The organism is Tessaracoccus yangjingae (assembly GCF_055326235.1).
Window position 1 is genome coordinate 1 of the sequence record NZ_JBUZNN010000006.1, and the last position, 17,852, is coordinate 17,852.

9 protein-coding genes and 2 pseudogenes are annotated in these 17,852 nt (G+C 67.0%); 5 read left to right on the plus strand and 6 right to left on the minus strand.

Features of this window, described 5'->3' with window-relative positions:
- From ACZK5D_RS09860 to ACZK5D_RS09880, 5 genes and pseudogenes are all read left to right on the plus strand, one after another.
- Positions 1 to 1,273, plus strand: a 1,273-nt coding sequence (locus ACZK5D_RS09860) for a sugar ABC transporter ATP-binding protein (RefSeq protein ID WP_463665170.1), incomplete at its 5' end; no start/stop codon positions are given.
- Between the two features lie 8 nt (positions 1,274 to 1,281).
- Entirely contained in the window at positions 1,282 to 2,331 is a 1,050-nt protein-coding gene (locus tag ACZK5D_RS09865) for an ABC transporter permease subunit (RefSeq protein WP_463665171.1), read from the plus strand.
- Positions 2,328 to 3,677: a hypothetical protein gene (locus ACZK5D_RS09870; RefSeq protein ID WP_463665172.1), complete on the plus strand. Its 1,350-nt coding sequence runs from the start codon at positions 2,328 to 2,330 to the stop codon at positions 3,675 to 3,677. The genes ACZK5D_RS09865 and ACZK5D_RS09870 overlap by 4 nt, the downstream gene beginning before the upstream one ends.
- A 46-nt stretch (positions 3,678 to 3,723) precedes the next feature.
- Positions 3,724 to 4,639, plus strand: a pseudogene (locus tag ACZK5D_RS09875) (IS5 family transposase).
- A gap of 706 nt (positions 4,640 to 5,345) precedes the next feature.
- Positions 5,346 to 5,688: pseudogene (locus tag ACZK5D_RS09880) on the plus strand (IS30 family transposase); the annotation flags it as partial.
- A 609-nt stretch (positions 5,689 to 6,297) separates the two neighbouring features.
- On the opposite strand, the gene ACZK5D_RS09885 reads toward ACZK5D_RS09880, so the two are convergent.
- The 6 genes from ACZK5D_RS09885 to mobF form a co-directional block, all read right to left on the minus strand.
- A complete protein-coding gene (locus ACZK5D_RS09885; protein WP_068752801.1) occupies positions 6,298 to 7,395 on the minus strand; it encodes a glycoside hydrolase family 172 protein in 1,098 nt (365 codons plus the stop codon).
- Between the two features lie 26 nt (positions 7,396 to 7,421).
- Positions 7,422 to 8,315, minus strand: coding sequence for a carbohydrate ABC transporter permease (locus tag ACZK5D_RS09890; RefSeq protein WP_463665173.1), 894 nt, complete (start codon positions 8,313 to 8,315; stop codon positions 7,422 to 7,424).
- A gap of 11 nt (positions 8,316 to 8,326) precedes the next feature.
- Entirely contained in the window at positions 8,327 to 9,244 is a 918-nt protein-coding gene (locus ACZK5D_RS09895) for a carbohydrate ABC transporter permease (protein ID WP_463665174.1), read from the minus strand.
- Positions 9,245 to 9,312: 68 nt separating this feature from the next.
- A complete protein-coding gene (locus tag ACZK5D_RS09900; RefSeq protein WP_463665175.1) occupies positions 9,313 to 10,626 on the minus strand; it encodes an ABC transporter substrate-binding protein in 1,314 nt (437 codons plus the stop codon).
- A 182-nt stretch (positions 10,627 to 10,808) separates the two neighbouring features.
- Positions 10,809 to 11,858, minus strand: coding sequence for a LacI family DNA-binding transcriptional regulator (locus tag ACZK5D_RS09905; protein WP_463665176.1), 1,050 nt, complete (start codon positions 11,856 to 11,858; stop codon positions 10,809 to 10,811).
- 258 nt (positions 11,859 to 12,116) lie between these two features.
- On the minus strand, positions 12,117 to 17,825 hold the full coding sequence (mobF, locus tag ACZK5D_RS09910) for a MobF family relaxase (RefSeq protein ID WP_463665177.1): 5,709 nt from the start codon (positions 17,823 to 17,825) through the stop codon (positions 12,117 to 12,119).
- Between the last annotated feature and the right edge of the window lie 27 nt (positions 17,826 to 17,852).

The window sequence follows — 17,852 nt, forward strand, 5'->3', positions numbered from 1 at the left end:
GGTCTTGTCACACCCACCTGCAAGAATCAGAACAACCCCGACGCCACCGGCGCCGACCAGCCCCACACACGCCCGTCATGAAATATCGAGGCTAGGAGTCGAACCCACCCGGTTCGGGGCCCTTGACCGCAAGAGAATGCACCGCGACGCGCAGGCCAAGCTATCCCTGATCGGCCTGAACATCGACCCCAGTCGTGCACTCGGCTCCCTGAGTATCGGGATGCAGCAGATGGTCGAGATCGCCCGCGCATCAAGCGAAGATGCCCGCATCCTCGTCCTCGACGAACCCACCGCCGCACTCTCCCGCGCTGAAACCGAAGAGCTCTACCGAATCATCGAGGATGCACGGGCCAGGGGAGTGGGGCTGATCTACATCTCGCACCGCATGGAGGAGGTCTGGAAGCTAGCCGACCGGGTCACCGTGTTCCGCGACGGCAGATACGTCGGCACCCGCGAGCGCACCGACATTCAACCGGCCGACGTCGTACGCATGATGGTGGGCCGCGACATCCAGGATCTCTACACCCACCACCCACGTCAACTCGGCGAACCCCTCCTCCAGGTGAAGGATCTCCACGGCAACGGCGTCGGCCCAGTCAGCTTCACAGTCCGAGCAGGTGAGGTGGTGTGCCTCGCAGGCCTGATCGGCTCAGGGCGCACAGAGATGGCGCGCCTGATCTTCGGAGCGGAGAAAGCTCAAGGAGGCCAAATCACCCTCCGCGGGAAGCCCTACTACGCCGGCGCTCCACTCGCCGCGATCCGCAACGGGGTCACGATGGTCCCCGAGAACCGGAAGACCGAGGCACTGTTCCTCGACCACACCGTCGAGGACAACATCGCCTTGTCATCCCTCGACCGCTTCTCCACATCTGGGGTCCTCCAACGCGGGAAGATCCGCCGCTCCGTCCTCGAGATGATGGACTTCCTCCGCCTCCGCCAGAGCGCGATCGGCCTTCCGTCCCGCAGCCTCTCCGGGGGAAACCAGCAGAAAGCGATCCTCGCCAGGACGCTGCTGACCGAATCAGATCTCCTGATCCTCGACGAACCAACCCGCGGCGTCGACATCGGCGCCAAACGCGAAATCTATGAGCTGATCGACCAACTGGTCGGACAAGGCAAAGCCATCCTCATGGTTTCATCCGACCTTCCCGAAGCGCTCGGCACATCCGACCGGATCCTAGTCATGAGACACGGGCGCATCGTTGCGGAGCTGCCCTCTGCATCCGCCACCGAAGAACAAGTAATGAGCCACGCCACCGGAACAGCCGAGTAGGAACCACCATGACCCCCCCAACCCAAACCGCCGAAGCGGGAAAGTTCCGACTCATCCCGCGCAACATCGACTTCGCCACCTGGTGGGACCGTGTAGGCATCCTCGCAGTCCTCGCCATACTCACCGCCTTCATGGCCTTCGCAGCCCCCAACTTCGCCACCGTTGACAACCTCCTCAACATCGCCCGCGCCATCTCCATCAACGCGATCATCGCCGCCGGGATGACGTTCGTGATCCTTACCGCAGGAATCGACCTCTCTGTGGGCTCCATCGTCGCAGTCTCCGGCGTCACCTCAGTCCTCGCCGCCGTCGCGGGAATGCCCGCCGTAGTCGCGGTCCTCGTCGGAATCCTCGCCGGCGCCTTCGCGGGCCTCATCAACGGCGCTCTGTCGGCCTACCTGTCCCTCGCTCCCTTCATCGTCACCCTCGGGCTGATGACCTTCCTCCGCGGGCTGGCATACACCATGACCGAGGGCCAGCCGATCGTCGACAGCGCTCTGCCTTTCCGGGACCTTGGCAACGGCTACATCGCCGGCATACCCGTCCCCGTCGTCGTCATGCTCGTGGTCTACCTCATCTCTTGGTTCGTCCTCGAGCGCACCAAGTTCGGTCGCCACATCTACGCCGTCGGCGGGAACCCTGAGGCCGCCAGGCTCGCCGGTGTCCGGGTCAAGTGGATCCTGACCTCGGTCTACGTCATCGCCGGAGCACTTGCCGGCCTCGCTGGCGTCATCTTCGCAGCCCGCGTCGTCTCCGCCCAGCCAACCGCAGGAACTGGCTACGAACTCGATGCCATCGCAGCCGTCGTCCTGGGAGGCACCAGCCTCGCCGGCGGCAAGGGACGCATCGTCGGCACCCTCGTTGGCTCCGTCATCCTCGGAGTCCTCACCACCGGACTCATCCTCATGAACGTCCAGTTCTTCACCCAGCTCCTCATCAAGGGCCTAGTGATCATCCTCGCCGTGGCCATCGACTCTCTGAAGCAGCGTTCCACCGCGACCGCGAAGCCCGTCGCCAATGACGCAACCGAACTCACCGCAGGAGGCACGGCCGCATGAGCCGCACCATCGTCGTCACCAACACCCACGGCCCTCGACTCAACGAACCCATCGAGTTCACCATCGACGAGACACTCGACGGAAAGCTGTGGAGTGCACGCACCGACACCGGCGCCGAACTGGTCTGCCAACGGCTCGACCAGCAAGACGACCCCACACGCACCAAGTTCATCACCGTCGCCTCACTCGACACCCAACTGACCTTCACCCTCGAAGGACCACTCGGTGACGATGCTCAAGTCCGCGGGATCACGACCCTCGAACCACGTGAACCCGACGCCTTCACCCGACTCGACACCGGCTACTTCGACCTGGAGATGTGCACCGGCACAGCACAAGGGGAAGGCTCCTCCAAGTGGGGCATCCGACACTTCTCCTCTACCAGCGAAGGCGTCGACCTCCTTCCCTCGGGCAACAACGCCATCGGCGGCTTCTACGGCCCCTTCTTCACACCAGAGAACGGACTCATCAACCCCCCCGAACACACCACCGTCGCGATCGAAGTCCTCGAATGGGGCCCGATCCTGGTAACGCTGCGGATGAGCGGAGTGATCCCCGATGGCCTGCTCGACGAACTGAAGGGGAAGCAGTTCTCCATCGAGTGGCGCTTCACCTACGGCACCCCATGGTTCAGCCGCCGCTACCTCGTCGACCCCTTCGAGACCGTCATCAACGGAAGATCTGTCGTCAACAAGATCACCGTCGGAGACGAGTTCGAAGGCGGTCAAGGGGAGTTGGTCTTCGACCGCTTCGACACACCAGGCGGCACGCGATACCGCGACGGCGACCCCTACGCAGGCCAGCTCGCGGAGATGGTCGCCCGGACACTCGACGCCCCAGTGGACCGCAACCCGAAGTTCCATGCCTTCCGAGACGCACTCAGCGGCGACATCGAGTCAGCTCACTGGGATCTGTACTGGCGACTCTTCTGCGCCTGGGAACAAGCGATCCCTGACAGTGAGATCCGCGAACGCCTCGGACACGTCCGCACAGCCTCGCACCGGCTCGCGGATCTCCCCGATCGTCCCTGGAAGATCAGTAGCGGCCCCGTCGACATCCAGCACCTCGGCCACGAGACCATCTTCCCCGGAGCTGCGCAGAAGACCGTGGAGTACCACTCCGAACTGGGTCGAGCCATGGTGTGGTGGACATCCCAACCCTCCGGCCAGTTCCAGATCGTCCAGCGCCGCCAATCAGGCTGGGTCAACTGGGGAACAAACGGCGAGAACGAATGCCCTGAACTTCCAGTCGGAGTTCTCATCAAGACCGCATACGGTCAATACGCCTCCACCTGGGAGAACGTGGCTGACCAACTCGAAACTCCGCCACAGGTCACCATTAGCTAGGGCGTGTCTCCCATATTGCGGGTGAGGCGCGCGGCAGTGTGAGGTCGTGACGAATCAGCGATCGCGGTTCCGGGTCTTCAGTGATGAGGAGTGGGCGCTGATCGAGTCACTGCTTCCCTCGAACGAGGGCCGCAGGGGTCATCCGTTCGGGGACAACCGCAGGGTGGTCGAGGGCATCGCCTACCGGTACCGAACCGGGATCCCGTGGCGTGATCTGCCGCGCGAGGAGTTCGGCCCTTGGCAGACTGTGTGGAAGCGCCACCGCCGCTATGCCGCCGATGGCACCTGGGACCGGGTCCTCGCGCGGATCCTGGCCAAGGCCGACGCCGAGGGGAAGATCGAGTGGACGGTGTCGGTCGACGCCACGATCGCGCGCGCTCATCAGCACGCCACGAACACCAAGCGCCCCGAGCAGGACACAGGGGGCTTCATCGAACTACAAGAAATCTCCGTTCGAGGAGGTTGAACCCGCAGGTCACGGCGTCGGACGCTCTCGCGGCGGGCTGACCACGAAGATCCATCATGCTGTTGACGGCAAGGGTCGCCCGCTGGCGATCGTGGTCACCGGAGGACAACGCAACGACGGTGCGATGCTCGCCGAGGTCCTCGCCGACATCAACGTTCCACGTCTGGGTCGCGGCCGGCCACGTACTCGGCCCGACGTGGTGATCGCCGACCGTGCCTACTCCACCGGTGTCATCCGCGGGGAGTTGCGCCGGCGTCGGATCACCGCTGTGATCCCGGCCAAGAGCGACCATGTCGCCGCCAGGAAGCGGCGCGGCCGTGCCGGTGGTCGACCACACTGGTTCGACGCGGAGACCTACAAGGACCGCAATGTCGTGGAGAGATCCTTCAGCAAGGTCAAACAGTGGCGCGGCCTGGCGACCCGCTACGACAAGCTCGCCATCACCTACCGCGCCGCTGCCACGATCTTCGCGATCATCACCTGGCTACGCACATAAGGGAGACACGGCCTAGCTAGCCGGCGGCCGAGTACCTGCTCGCAGCACCAACGGTCTGGAGCGCGGCCCGGCTCAAACAGCTCTACCTGCCCACCACCTATTATCCGGTAGGCAAGGGCTGCTGCCGGATTGTGGACTGGCGCCGGGTATGGGGAACCTCCAGATCCAACGGCTGGACAACCTGAACATACTCAGTGGGTGGTCGCGTGGGGAGTTAGGTGGCGGTGGGCTGGTTTCCAGCGAACGATGCAACGTAAACCCGTGTTTAGAGGTACTCGTTGTCCACTCGTCGTATCCCGGAGGTCCTGGTAGGCGGCCGAAGTCGTTGGCACGGCAGCGGTTCGTGGAGTTGATCGCCCAGGGCGTGCCGTTCCGAGTCGCTGCCATCGAGGTGGGAGTGAGCCGGTCCGCTGCACAGATCTGGAAGAACGGCACGCTGGCCGCGTGGGAGCTGGTCAGGGTCGACGGTGCGCCCGAAGGACGGCACGGCCAAGCTCGTGCCACCGCTGGAACGCCTCCCTGTTCGTCCGAGCTCGCCCCGGTTCCTGTCGGAGGAGGAGCGGGTCGGGTCGCTGACATGGCCAGCAGGGGTGACGGACGATTGTGATAGGTCGCGCGCTGGCCAGGCCGTCGAGATCTGCGCCGAAATCTCCACACGACTAGGCAGTACCGCCCGTTCCACTGATCGTCGGGCCCGAATCACCGCTCCGGAATCGGCACCCTGGTGGAACGACAGACCCGCTTCACCAAGCAGCTCCACCTGCCCGTGCAGCACTCAATCACGGTCCACGCCGCCCTTGTCAGAACGCTCGGCCAGCTGCCCGCCGGACTGCGAAGGAGTCTCACCTGGACCAGGGCACGGAGATGGCCGTCACCTTGAGGTCGCTGCCGAGGCAGGCGTCCGGGTGTACTTCCGTGACGCCGCCAGTCCCTGGCAGCGGGGCACGAACGAGAACACCAGCGGCTGTTGCGCCAATACTTCCCGAAGTCGGTCGACCCCTCCGGTCCACACCTCGGCTGACCTCGCCAGGGTCGAGTCCGAACTCAACTGACGACCCTAAAGGGTCCTTGGCCACCGGAGCGCAGCCGAGCTGTTCAACGCCCGCCTGGCCTCAAAGGAGCCACCCACCATTGCGATGACCGCTGGAAACCACCCCGTCGTTACAGCATCAAAGTCGTCTGTCATCGACAAGTGGCCCTCGGGGAGCACGAGGCTGCCGAGATTCGCATCCTCCAGGATGTCCCCCGAGATGGCCACGGGATCGACGCCTCGTCCCATGAGGCTCGCAGAGCAGCGATGCGGTCGCAACTGGGATGGAGAAGGTGCAGCAGCGTGGTGCGGTGCGGTGAGTGGCGGCGACTTGGATGTCGCGGACGATGAACCCGTCGCTGCTCGCCGCGTTCGAGAGTCTCAATGTGATGCGGCCAACGACAACTCGGTTCGAGTTGATGGCGGGCAGTTCGGAGCCAAGGTCACGGACTGCAACCGTGACCTTGGCTCGATGGATGGGTGGGCAAGGCCCGGACCTTGTCACTCACCGCCAGCGTTGATGGTAGTGACCGGGGCGCCTGAGTGTGCGGCAACGTCACGCATGGGAAGGCCTAGCTAAGCAGGCAGACGGTTCATCTGAGAGTCCCGGCGTGCGCCAACAGCCTCGTCATCGGGGTCGACGGTCCTGAGCTGAGGGCAGCCCGGGGAACGGCTGGTGCGGTGTGGTCTGGTACCAGTAGGCCGTCGTGGAGATGTCGTCGCTGCGCTCGAACAGGCCGTGGTCCCAGGCCCCGATCTGCTGGACTGTGACGCGCAGCCGCTCGGTGAAGAAGATGGGGTCGGGCAGGTGCCAGCGGTACATGCCGTGCATCTGGGGCATGGCGGTGGCGAAGGGCGAGGCCTTGGTTCGGTCCTGGGCGGAGTAGAAGGGGTATCCGAAGTAGGGGGCGCTGAAGGTGAGCACCTCGGGCTCCGGGTCTGCCCGCAGCTCGTCCTGGAAGGCCCACGCGCCGCCGGCGTAGTCCTCCAGGCCGGTGGTGCAGAGTGTGGGGAACTGGTCGTCGTCGTCGATGAAGAACTTCACCTCGCCCTCGCCCCACCAGTAGCGCTGGAGGGAGGCGACCGCTACGTAGGTGCCGATGTAGGTGCCCGACCCTTCCACGCCGTCGAGGATGACGTGGTCCTCTCCGAGCGCCGTGGTGCCGTTGGAGCGCCTCCATTGCGCGTGGAAGTAGGCGGCGTCGGCTGGGATGTCGTCGCCGGTGGTGTAGTCCACCTGGTAGAAGACGTGGGGAAGGTCGCCGCCGTGCTGGCTCTCCAGGGTGAGGCGCGCGGACTGGCGGAACGGCATGGGGAAGTAGCTGTTCATGCCGCGGGTGGGGGCTACGACGATCGGTACGGAGGTGACGAGCGCGCGGGTGGCGAAGCCGTTGCAGAAGAAGTCACCCAGGGGAACTTCGACCGAGGGGTGTTCGGAGCCGTCCCAGTAGGCGCGCAGGACTAGATCGCGAAGCACGAAGGGCCCGGCGTCGGTTGTCTCGGCGACGGTGATCCAGATGTGGCGGATCACGCCGGGACCCTCGATGTCGGCGAGCGTGAGGGTCTCGCCCGCGGGGAGGGGGTAGTAGGCCGAGCCCTTGCGCCCCGGGCCGAGGTTCGACGCGGCCTGGGCGGCGGCGCCGATGGCACCGGTGGGGTTCTCCGCGTTGATGCTGCGGCTGCGAACGCCGGGCGTGGGCTGCGGGATGGAGATGGAGTGGAACACTGGTGATCCTTCTGGGTGAGTAGGGGTTACTTGACGGCCCCGGCGGTGACGCCGTGGCTGAGGGTGCGCTGGAAGATGAGGAAGAACACCAGCGTCGGCAGCAGGGACAGCAGCGAGCCCGCGTTGAGCACGGTGATGTCGATGGAGTGTTGGCCGCGCAGGGTGGCCAGTGCGATGGGCACGGTCTGTGAGGACTGGTCGGCGAGGAGGACCACGGGGATGTAGAACTCGTTCCAGGTCCAGATGAAGAAGAACACCAACAGCACGGACAGTGTGGGGCGCAGCACCGGCACGATGATGAGCCAGAGGATCTGCCAGCGCGTCGCGCCGTCCATGGAGGCCGCGTCGAGCAGTTCCTTGGGGATCGTGCCCATGACGCTGGCGAGCAGGTAGGTCCCGAACGCGGCCTGCAGGACGGTGAACACGATGATTACAGACCAGATGGTGTTGAACGTGCCCGTGGCCTGCGCCCCGTAGAACAGGGGGTAGATCAGGGCCTCGTGCGGGAGCATGGTGGCGAGCAGGAGGACCGCCAGGATGGGGCCGCTGCCCTTGACCCGACCGATGCCGATCCCGTACGAGCTGACCAGCGCCAGCGCGACGCCGGCAAAGGCCACCACCGTGGAGATGATGATCGAGTTCCACAGTGCACGGGGGAAGTTGACCAGTCCCAGGTAGTGGAGGAACGCGTCGACTGTGAACGACTGTGGCCAGGCGATGGGGCCGTTGGACGAGTAATCAGCACTGGTCTTGAATGCGTTGAGGACCATGAGCAGGAACGGCGCGAGCATGATCACGGAGACCAGGACTGCGACGCCCAGGACCACCCAGCGCATCGGGGTGTGGCGCCGGCGGCGCCGGGGCGCGGAATCGACAGCGGGGCGGCCGCCAACCGGAGTGGTGGTGGAGGAGGTGGTCATCATCGGTCCTTTCAGGAGTGCTCGCTGCGGCGCTGCCAGGTGAGCATCACGGCTGCAATGACGAAGATGAGAAGCGACATCACGGTCGCGATGGTGGCTCCGTAGCCCACCTGGGAGAGCTCGAAGAAGTTGCGGTAGGCGTAGTAGGAGGGCACGACGGTGGAGCCCTCGGGACCCCCGCCGGTGAGGATGAGCACCGGCGCGAACACCTTGAGCGCGGCCACCGTCGCGGTAAGGACCACGATGAACATCTCGGGGCGAATCGTCGGCAGCGTGATGGCGGCGAACTGGCGCCACCAGCCCGCACCGTCGAGGGAGGCCGCCTCGTAGAGCTCGGGGCTGACCCGGGAGAGGGCGGCCATGAAGATGACGACGGGGTAGCCCAGCTGCAGCCACACGAGCATGGCCATCAGGCCATAGATCGCCAGGTTGGGATCGCCCAGCCAGTCCGGGGGACGGGTGACCCCGACCAACTTGAGGAACGTGTTGATCGAGCCATTGGCCGGGTCAAGGATCCAGCTCCAGATGAAGCCGGCCACCGCGATGGGGAGAATCTGGGGAAGGTAGTAGGTGGCACGGAGGAAGGACGCGACACGCGAGCCGAACGTCCGGCCCAGGAAGTCGAAGAGCATCGCGGCCAGGAGGATGCCGATGGCGGTGGGGACGACCGTGATGGCGATGACCATGAACAGCGAGTTCTGGAAGGACTGCCAGAACTGCTCGTCCTGCAGCAGGTCGACGTAGTTGCCGAGTCCGTACCAACGCATCGGGGCAAGGCCACCCTTCCACTGGAAGAGGCTGAACCCGATATTCATGGCGAACGGGAGCAGGACGATGGCGGTGAACGAGATGCCGATCGGCACCAGGTACCACCAGTAGGAACGCTCGCGCCGGCGCGACGTCCGGGCGACGGATCGGGTGAGAGGCATGGGACGGACCTGTCTGTGGGGAGTCGGGTGGGGTCGGGGCGCCGCGTGGGCGCCCCGACCGGTGTCACTCAGGACTGGGTGCCCTCGTCGTAGAACTCCTGCAGGGCGGCGATGTACTCGTCGGCCGTCTCGTTCTTGTTCGACATGGCCTGCATGTGGTTCTGGATGAAGTCCAGGAATCCGGGCACGGGGTAGTCGGGGTAGAACGACAGGGTGTCGGCCTCGACCAGCTCGTTGAACCGCTCGGCCAGGCCCCGGTAGGCCTCGTCCTCGATCTTGCTGGTGTCGCCGGCCAGCGCGAGGCCGCCTGCGGCGCTGATGGTGTCCTGGACCTCCTGGCTGAGTGTGATGTCGATCCAGTCGTAGGCCAGATCCTTGTTCTCGGCCTTGGCCGGGACGCCCCACAGGTGGCCGGACGAGCCCATGCTCAGGTTGGCGCCGGGGAGCGTGAAGTAGCCCCAGTCGAACTGTGCGTCGTTGCTGATCCGCGCGAACTGCGGGTCGTTCCACATCACCATGGCGGCGTCGCCGCTGAGGAAGTTGACGATGGCCTGCTCGAAGGACAGCCCGCCGAGCTGGTCGCCGACGTAGCCCTTGTCGATCCACTCCTGGAAGCGGGCCGTGCCGGTGCCCCACGGCGCGGCGCTGAAGTCGACGGGGTTGCGCACGAACATGAAGTCGTCGATCTGGTCCCGCGACGCCTCCGCGGAAACCAGCGAGTACCACACCCACATCTGGTTGAAGCCCTGGCTGGTGTTGGCCGAGCTGGAGATCGGCAGGATGCCGGCGGCCATCAGCTGGTCCATCGCGGCCTCGAAATCCTCCAGGGTGGTGGGGACCTCGGTGATGCCAGCCTCGGCGAACAACTCCTTGTTGTAGTAGAGCATGACGAACTCGCCGATGTTGGGGATGCCGTACCAGTCGCCCGAGCCTGCCATGCCGTTCTCGTCGTACTGGGCGAAGGCGGCCATGGACCCGGTCACCTTCTCGTCCCAGCCGCGCTCCTCGACCTGCTCGGTGAGCGGCTCGAGGAGGCCCTGGCCGGCGAGTTGGCCGCCGTCGGCGTTGCCCTTGTTGAACTCGATGACGTCCGGCACATCGTTGCCCGACAGGGTGATCTTCGCGTTCTGACGCATCGCGTCGAAGCTCGTCTGCTGGAAGTCGACGGTGACGTTGGGGTGCTCGGCCTCGAACAACTCCACTGCCTTCTTCCACCCCTGGGCCTGGGGGCTGTTGGGGTCCTCGTACTGGAGGATTGTGAAAGTGCGGGGCGCGTCGGGATCTGCGGGCTGGTCCTGACCGCAGGCGGTGAGGGCGACGGTGCCGAGGGCCGTGGCCACTGCGAGGGCGCCGAGCCGGCGGAGGGGGGAGCGTGTGCTCATGGGGGTTCTCCTTGGGTGGGGGGGGTCGCCCTGAGGGCAGGGTCGACCGACGCCGCGAGGGCGCTTATGGGATGGGAGGAGGGCGCGCCGCGATGGGCGCGTCGACAGAGGGGCTGAGTGGTGTGGCCGCTCAGCCGGTGTCGCCGTCGTCAGCGACGGCGGAGTTGTTCAGTGGAACGGCATCAGGTGCGTGGGGTATCTCCTTCGGGGTTGGGGGGAGCGACGGATCCGCGCTCCACGAGCGGACAGGGCATCTGGGTGCTCACCGGGCCCGACGGCGCCTCCCCGCGAAGGCGGGCGATCGCCTGGCGTGCCGCCCAGGTGCCCATGTCGCGGTGGGGAAGCCGAACGGTGGTGAGCCCGGGGAGGAGACTGTCGGCGATGAACGGCTGGTCGTCGAAGCCGACGATCGAGAGGTCGTCGGGAACCCGCAGACCCAGTTCCTGGGCCACCTGGTAGAAGCCGAAGGCGATCTGGTCGGAGAAGCAGAACACCGCCGTCGGCCGGTCCTGCATTGAGAGGATGCGGCGGGCCTGGACGCGACCGGCCGCGGTGCTCGGATCGGAGGCATCGACTATCAGAGCGGGGTCGGGCGTGAGCCCGGCGGCGGACAGAGCGGCCTCGTAGCCGGCACGGCGGAGCGTGCGGGCCACGAACCGCTCGTCCTCGACGTTGCAGAACGCTATCCGTCGATGCCCGGCCAGGATGAGATGGGTGGTGGCGGCGTACGCCCCGCCCGTCTCATCCGGGATCACCCAGTCCGCGACGGCCGAGCGATCCCTGGGCAGCCCATCGAGGACTACCACAGGCATGGCTCGGGGCGTCATCGGAAGATCCACCTCCCGATGGAAGTCGGTGGCGACGATGAGCGCCTCGATATTGCGCTGCAAGAGGGTCTTGACTGCGGTCCCGTCAAGATCCCGGTTGCCGGCGGTATCGACGACGATGAGAAGGAAATCCTCCTCCGCCGCGCTGACTTGCGCGCCCCCCAGCATCTGGCCCGCGAACGGGACGGAGGCCACCTGGTCCGACAGCAGCCCGATGATGTGTGACTGGTTGGTCTTGAGTCCGCGGGCCAAGAGATTAGGGGCGTACCCGAGCTCATCCGCCACAGTCCGGATCCGGACGGCCACGTCGGGACGAACTCGCCCCTCGCCCCGGTCGTTGAGGACGAGTGACACCGCCGAGATCGAGACCCCGACATGGGCCGCGATGTCCTTGAGTGTCACCATCGACATACCTCTCGTCAAACGATTGAAGTTAAACGTTTGCATCACCGTAAGAACGTCAAACGCTTTGACGCAAACGCCGTTATCGAATCGTTACATCACGGCCGGGTGGGGGTGGAGAGCTGCGAAGCAGACTGCTGCTGATGGGCGATCTCTCCGTGACGGACTCGATCTTTCGATCCCCCGGGGCCATGGGCCTCGTCTTTCGCCAAGTGCTAAGCGAGAGGTCCACCAACACTGGCATTACAAACAGTCGGGGGCTCATCGCTGGGGAGGCGTGCGCCCCGGCGTTTCGTCGGGCCCGCCGATTCCGAGCTGGGCTCGAGTGGCCGGTGAAGATTGTTGATCTGCGCCACTGTTGAGGCCGAACTTGCCGACGTGGACGCGTAGCGCGTTCCGCAACGTCACCAGCACTGTCTCCGGGTGGCGACCAGCCATCGCGGCGGCCAGGGCCGCGAGGTCGGTGCCGAGGAATTGCAGCCGGCTCAGGTCGGTCTGGACACTCCGCCACCTCTGATCCGCCAGCAACCCGGCATTGACGATCTCGGCCCAGGGACGCCAGTCGACCTCCACTGCCCGCCCCGGGCGGTGGTGCGCCAGGGTCGCAGCGGCGACTGCGGCCGGCGCCTTCGCAAGCCGCCTCGCCAGCATTGTGGTGTCAGCCCCGGCGTGGTGGAGTTCGTCGAGCCGGGCGGCGAGCTTCGGCCACTCCCGCGCCCCGGCCATGCCGGTGAGGTCTGCCCAGCGCTGCCAGCGCTGGGCTGGGGTCTGGTCGAGGCGGCCACGCATCTGCCGTGTCTGCTGTCGCGCGTGGTCCGCGGCGGCAGTCGGGGTGGCTGTCCAGGCATGTGTCCGCGCCACCAGGTGCCGAGCCTGCTTCTCCGGCACGTCGGTGAGGTGCTGCTCCCATGTCGCTGGTGGGCGGGCGGCGAGGATCTCGGCGACCTGGAGGCCAGCCTCGGCCGGGGAGAGGAACGTGACCCGGTCACGGATCATCAGTTCTCCCTGAAGGGTGGTGACCGTGGCCAGGGTGTCGTGGAGGGCGTCGGGGCCGTGCTGTTCGAGCAGTTGAGCCGGGTCGCTGCCGGCTGGCAGGAGCAGGCGGCGTGGGTCGAGGCGGTGCTGGGCGAGGAGCCAGAAGGTGTTCTCGGCTGCGACGTGGCCGGCGTTGTCGGCGTCGGTGGCGATCAGCGGTGTGGGTCCGCCGCGCAGCAGCAGGGTCTGCTCCAGGGTCAGCGCGGTTCCCAGGGGTGCGACGCCGATGTAGGTGCCTTGGCCTGCGAGGGTGACGGCGATCGCGTCGATAGGGCCTTCGACGATCACCGGAACAGCATCGGGGGTGAGAAGGTGGTGGCCGTAGAGGATGTCGCGTTTGGCGAACAGCGCGCTGGCCGGGCTGTTGAGGTATTTGGGTCCGTGGTCGTCGTGGGCGTCGGGGTGCCGTCGGCCGACGAACCCGACGATGACGCCTTCGTGGGTGATGGGGAGGATGGCGCGGTCGCGGAATCGGTCGATGACGTTGCCCTGGCGGGTGGTGGTTGCCACTCCCGCGGCGAGGAGCTCGTCGGTGCTGAATCCCTGCTTCCGCAGAGCGCTGACCATGGAGGTCCAGCCTGCTGGGGCGTGGCCGATCCGGAACCGGGGGTCGCCGGCGAGATCCTGCCTGAAGCGTTGCAGGAAGTAGGAATGGCTCCACGAGTCGGGCAGCTGGGTCTCGAAGAACCCTGCCGCGGCCGCAGTGACGTGGGCGAGGCGTTTCGGGGTGTGGGGGGTCTCGGTCCAGCGGTCGGCGGCTGCGAAGGCCTGGCGCAGTTCAATCTCGGTGAAGTCCGGATCGGTTCGCTCCCGCAGCCGGGCAGCTGCGACGAGGTCTGCGGTCCGAGTAGTCCAGTCGATGTCTTCGATCCCGTCGGGGGGCAGCTGGTCGGGGTGCGGCGGCTCCACTTGGTCGTCGGGTGGCGACGTCGTGAGGTGGTGGGTGCGCCACAACATGGCCTGGCACGCGTCGTCGAATCCGGAGATGTCTGGCACGGGGATGATGAGGTCCTCGAGGCGGTGGCCTCGCTGGGTGGCGTCGGTGAGTGCGGCGGCCAGGTGGGGCCACCAGGGGCTGGATTCCAGGTCGGCCGCTGCCTGGTAGCCGAGCTGGTCAACCAGCGATTCTTCCCAGGTGAGGAGGGTGGGGCTGTCGGTGGGGGTGAGGTGGCGGACGAGTCGCCACCACAGCGCGGCGGCTGGCTGTTCTGCCGGCAGGGGCCCGTCGGCGACGGCTGCTGCGAGGTGTTCGGTGATGGGCACGTCGGTGTTGTGGAGGGCGGCGAGGCGGTGTGCCAGCACGGTGGCGTAGGGGTCGCGGAGGAGGTCGGGGTGGATGTCGCGCAGGAGGTCTGTCCAGATGGCGACGGGGTGGGCGGGTCGGAGCCGGTTCGTGAGGTTCTGTTGCCAGTGGTGCGCGGGGGCGCCGAGTTGGGCGGGTCCGGTGGGGCGGCGGTCGCTGGGTTCGACTTGCCAGGCCGCCCGCCACACCTCGACTTCGGTCACGGTCGACGTTGTGAGGGTCTGGCCCGGTAGAGCCCATACCGGCTGGCTGATGGCGGTGGCGGCGGCTCGGACTTCGGCGGCGAAGGCGCGGACCTGGGCGTGGCGGGCGGTGAGGTAGGGGCCCCACTGATCGTGGTCGGCGAGGCTTCGGGGGATGCCGGTGAGCCAGGGGAGTGGGCCCGAGGTGTCAGGGTGGGGGAGCCGCCAGGTGAGCACCGCCGCCGGGTCGTGGGCGGTCGACAGTTCCCGGGCGTCGACCGCGGCACGCAGCAGCTGCAGCGCTGAGTGGGACCTCTCGCCGGTGGCCGAGAGCAGAAGAAGGTGTGCGCGGAGGGTGGGCCAGGCGGGGCTGGAGGTGAGCTGATCCACGACCTCGTCGGCGTGCTGGTCCAGCTCGTGTGCGGTGTCCGCGTGGAGCTGCTCGACGGCGACACTCACCGCGTCGCTGTAGCGGGCCACGGCGAGGCCGAGGCGGGTGTAGGGGTCGACGGTTTGGCGGGTCTCGGTGGTGACGGAACGGGCGGATCCGTCACGGGCTAGGACCTGCTCGAGGACGTCTGCGGCGGTGACCGGTCGCAGGGTAGTGGGGTGGATGGGGGAGTTTTCGCCGCCGCCGTCGACGACCTGGACGTAGGCGTGGTTCGAGCGGCGGCCGCGGCTCATCGCGACGTAGAGCTGCTGCCTGCTCTCCGTCCCGGTCAGGACAGTGTGGGTGGTGTCGACGGTGATGCCTTGGGCGCCGTGGACGGTCACTGCATAGCCCAACTCCACGTTCTCGGTCACGTAGGTTGCAGGCAGGGTGATCCGCAGCCCGCTGTTCAGGTGGTGGGCGTGGATCGCGCCCGTCGGGTCCACTTCGGTGACGGTCCACCGGTCGCCGTTCTTCACCCAATCGGTGGCGCTGATCGCGAGGCGGCGGTCATTGAGTCGGGTGACGATCACATCCCCGACCGAGGCCAGGTTCCCGTCCGACAGCACCGCAACGGCACCCTCAACATCGCCGTGGGTGGCGGCCAGGCGGTGGTCGCGGGCCCACTGGTTGAGTTGGGCGACCTGGTCGCGGGTGCTGGCCAGCATCACCGAGTCCAGGCCGGCTGTCTTGTCTTTGAGCCAGGCGTTGAGGGCGTCGCGGAGGATGGTTTCGTCCGAGCCGGCGTGGATCCGCTGCTGGTCGAGGTAGAAGCCCAGCGACTCGGGCCGGCCATCGCGCAGCGCCAACGAGGCGGCCGCCTCCGCTGGGTCTTCGAACCGCAGCACCTCGGTCAAGTGGACGGCTGGGTGGGCGTGGGCGAGGTCGCGAAGCACCCCGCCGGCACCGACCGCGGCGAGCTGCTGATCATCCCCGATCAACCGCACCGACGCACCCCGATGGATGGCGAATCCGATCACTGCGGCCAGCGATGGTGTGTCGGCCATGCCCGCCTCGTCAACGATCAGGAGGGTGTCAGGGCTGATCAGATTCTCGGCTGCGCGGGGATGGTGGTGGAGGTCCCAGGCGAGCTTCGCCAGGGTGGTGGCGTGGCCGACGTGATCAGCCAGGAGTCGAGCGGCGACGGCGGAGGGGGCCAGGCCGACCACCGTCCCACCACTGTTCCGCCACGCCTGCCCGAGAGTTGCCAGGGCGGTGGTTTTCCCGGAGCCAGCGGCGGCCAGGGCGAGCTGGACCCGTCGTCCGCTGGTGGCCATTCGACGCACGAGTTCAGCCTGGCCGGCGGTCAGGTTGATGCGGTTGGCGGTCGCCTCGAGGAGGGCGAGGGACACGTCGGCTTCGCTGGCTTGTCGGCCGTTGAGGAGGGTCGCTGCGTCGGTGATCTGCCGTTCGGCTTCGATCACGGCGGTGGAGGTGAACCGTCGGCTCCCGACCGTGGTGTAGACAGATTCTCCGTCGGAGCGGCGCAGGACCTGGGGGTCGCTGATCGGGTCGACCCACGCCTCCAGCGCGATGCATCGGTCGGTTGCCGCGGCCAGGAGTTGGGCGGTGAGGTGGGTCGCCTGCCCGGGGCTGGTGGCCCGTTCCCTGGCCCTGCGCGAGGCTTCCGCCTGCAGGTGCCACACCGTCCACGTGGCCCGGGACAGGCCCATCCGGGTCACCATCTCGTCGGCCACCTCATCGATCCACGCGGCCGTCGGCGCCTGCCCCGCCCCGTGAGCGGCGGCCACGTCGGCCAGCATCCCGGCTATCCCGTCGGCGCCGAGGACCGCGGCGGCTTGCGCTGCCCAGGCGCTGCGCTGCTCTGTCAGGGTGCGGGGCTCGTGCTTCGCCTGGCGGGTCTCCAAGGTGGCTTGTTGCGCCAGCGCGATCCCCTCGGCCGGTGTCGGCGGGCGGTGATGCGCGTGCTGGAAGGTGACGGCGAGCTCGGCCTGACGGGCCACGATCGCTGCCCGACGGCTGGACCACGCCTCCCTCAACTGGGCGGGGACCCCGACGATCTCCCGCACTGGACGCTTCGACGGATCGGTCGCTGGTTCCGCCGCGAATCGCACACCCAGACGGGCCGCCAGGTGGGCCTCCAACTGGGTGTTGTACACCTCCGAGATGCTCACCAGCCCCGCGAACAAGGGCCGGCCGTCGATCGCCAACCACGCCCCGTCCAGCGTCTGGACCTTGTTGGCGATTGCCACATGGGTGTGCAGATTCGGATCCCCAGCCCGCGAATCCCGGTGCGTGAACGCCGCTCCGATCAGGCCGGTCACCTCCACCTGCCGCACCCCACCCGCACCCCTGCGCGAGAACAGGACCCGCTCCTCCAGGTAGGCCAGAGCGTCAGCGACGGCGGCGTTATGAGCCTCCTCAATCTGCGCGGCCACCTGCTGCGGCGCGACCGCCCACAGCGCAGAGACCGACTTCACCGGCGTGAACGTCACATCGAACCCGGCACACGCGGTCGTGGCGTTCCGCGTCAGGCGGGCCACCTCCGACGACAGCTCCAACCCGCTCGGCGGCCGACCCATCCGCGCAGCGAAACCCTCGGTCGCGACCTCGTTGCGGACCCGCGCGCGGACATCCAAGGGCACTTCCTCGTCCGCCGCGAGACCGTGCTCGGCCGCCCACACCGCGCACCGCATCGCGACATCCTGCTGGAACGCGCTGGCCGCGGCATGCACCCGAAACGGCGCCCCCAGCCGGGCCGCGGCACGGATCTGCTCACGGGTCGCGCCGACCGGCAAAGCAGCCAGACGAGCGGCCATATCCGGGTGGAACCCTGCCCCGAACAGCGACTGCATCTGCTCCGCCGACACCGCAGACCCCGGCTCCACCTCGAGCGCCTGAAGGCCGGCCCCGACCCACCGTCCCGGCACCTCACCCTTCTCCGTGTAGTACGACGTCAGCGATGCGTGGCCCTTCTCAGTGGAATCCATGGCGGCGACCTGCCGGGTCAGGTAGTCATAGCCCGACCCGGCCGTCAGCTTGTGCAACGACGCCGTCATACCCCCCAAGAACCCCAACCCGAGGCG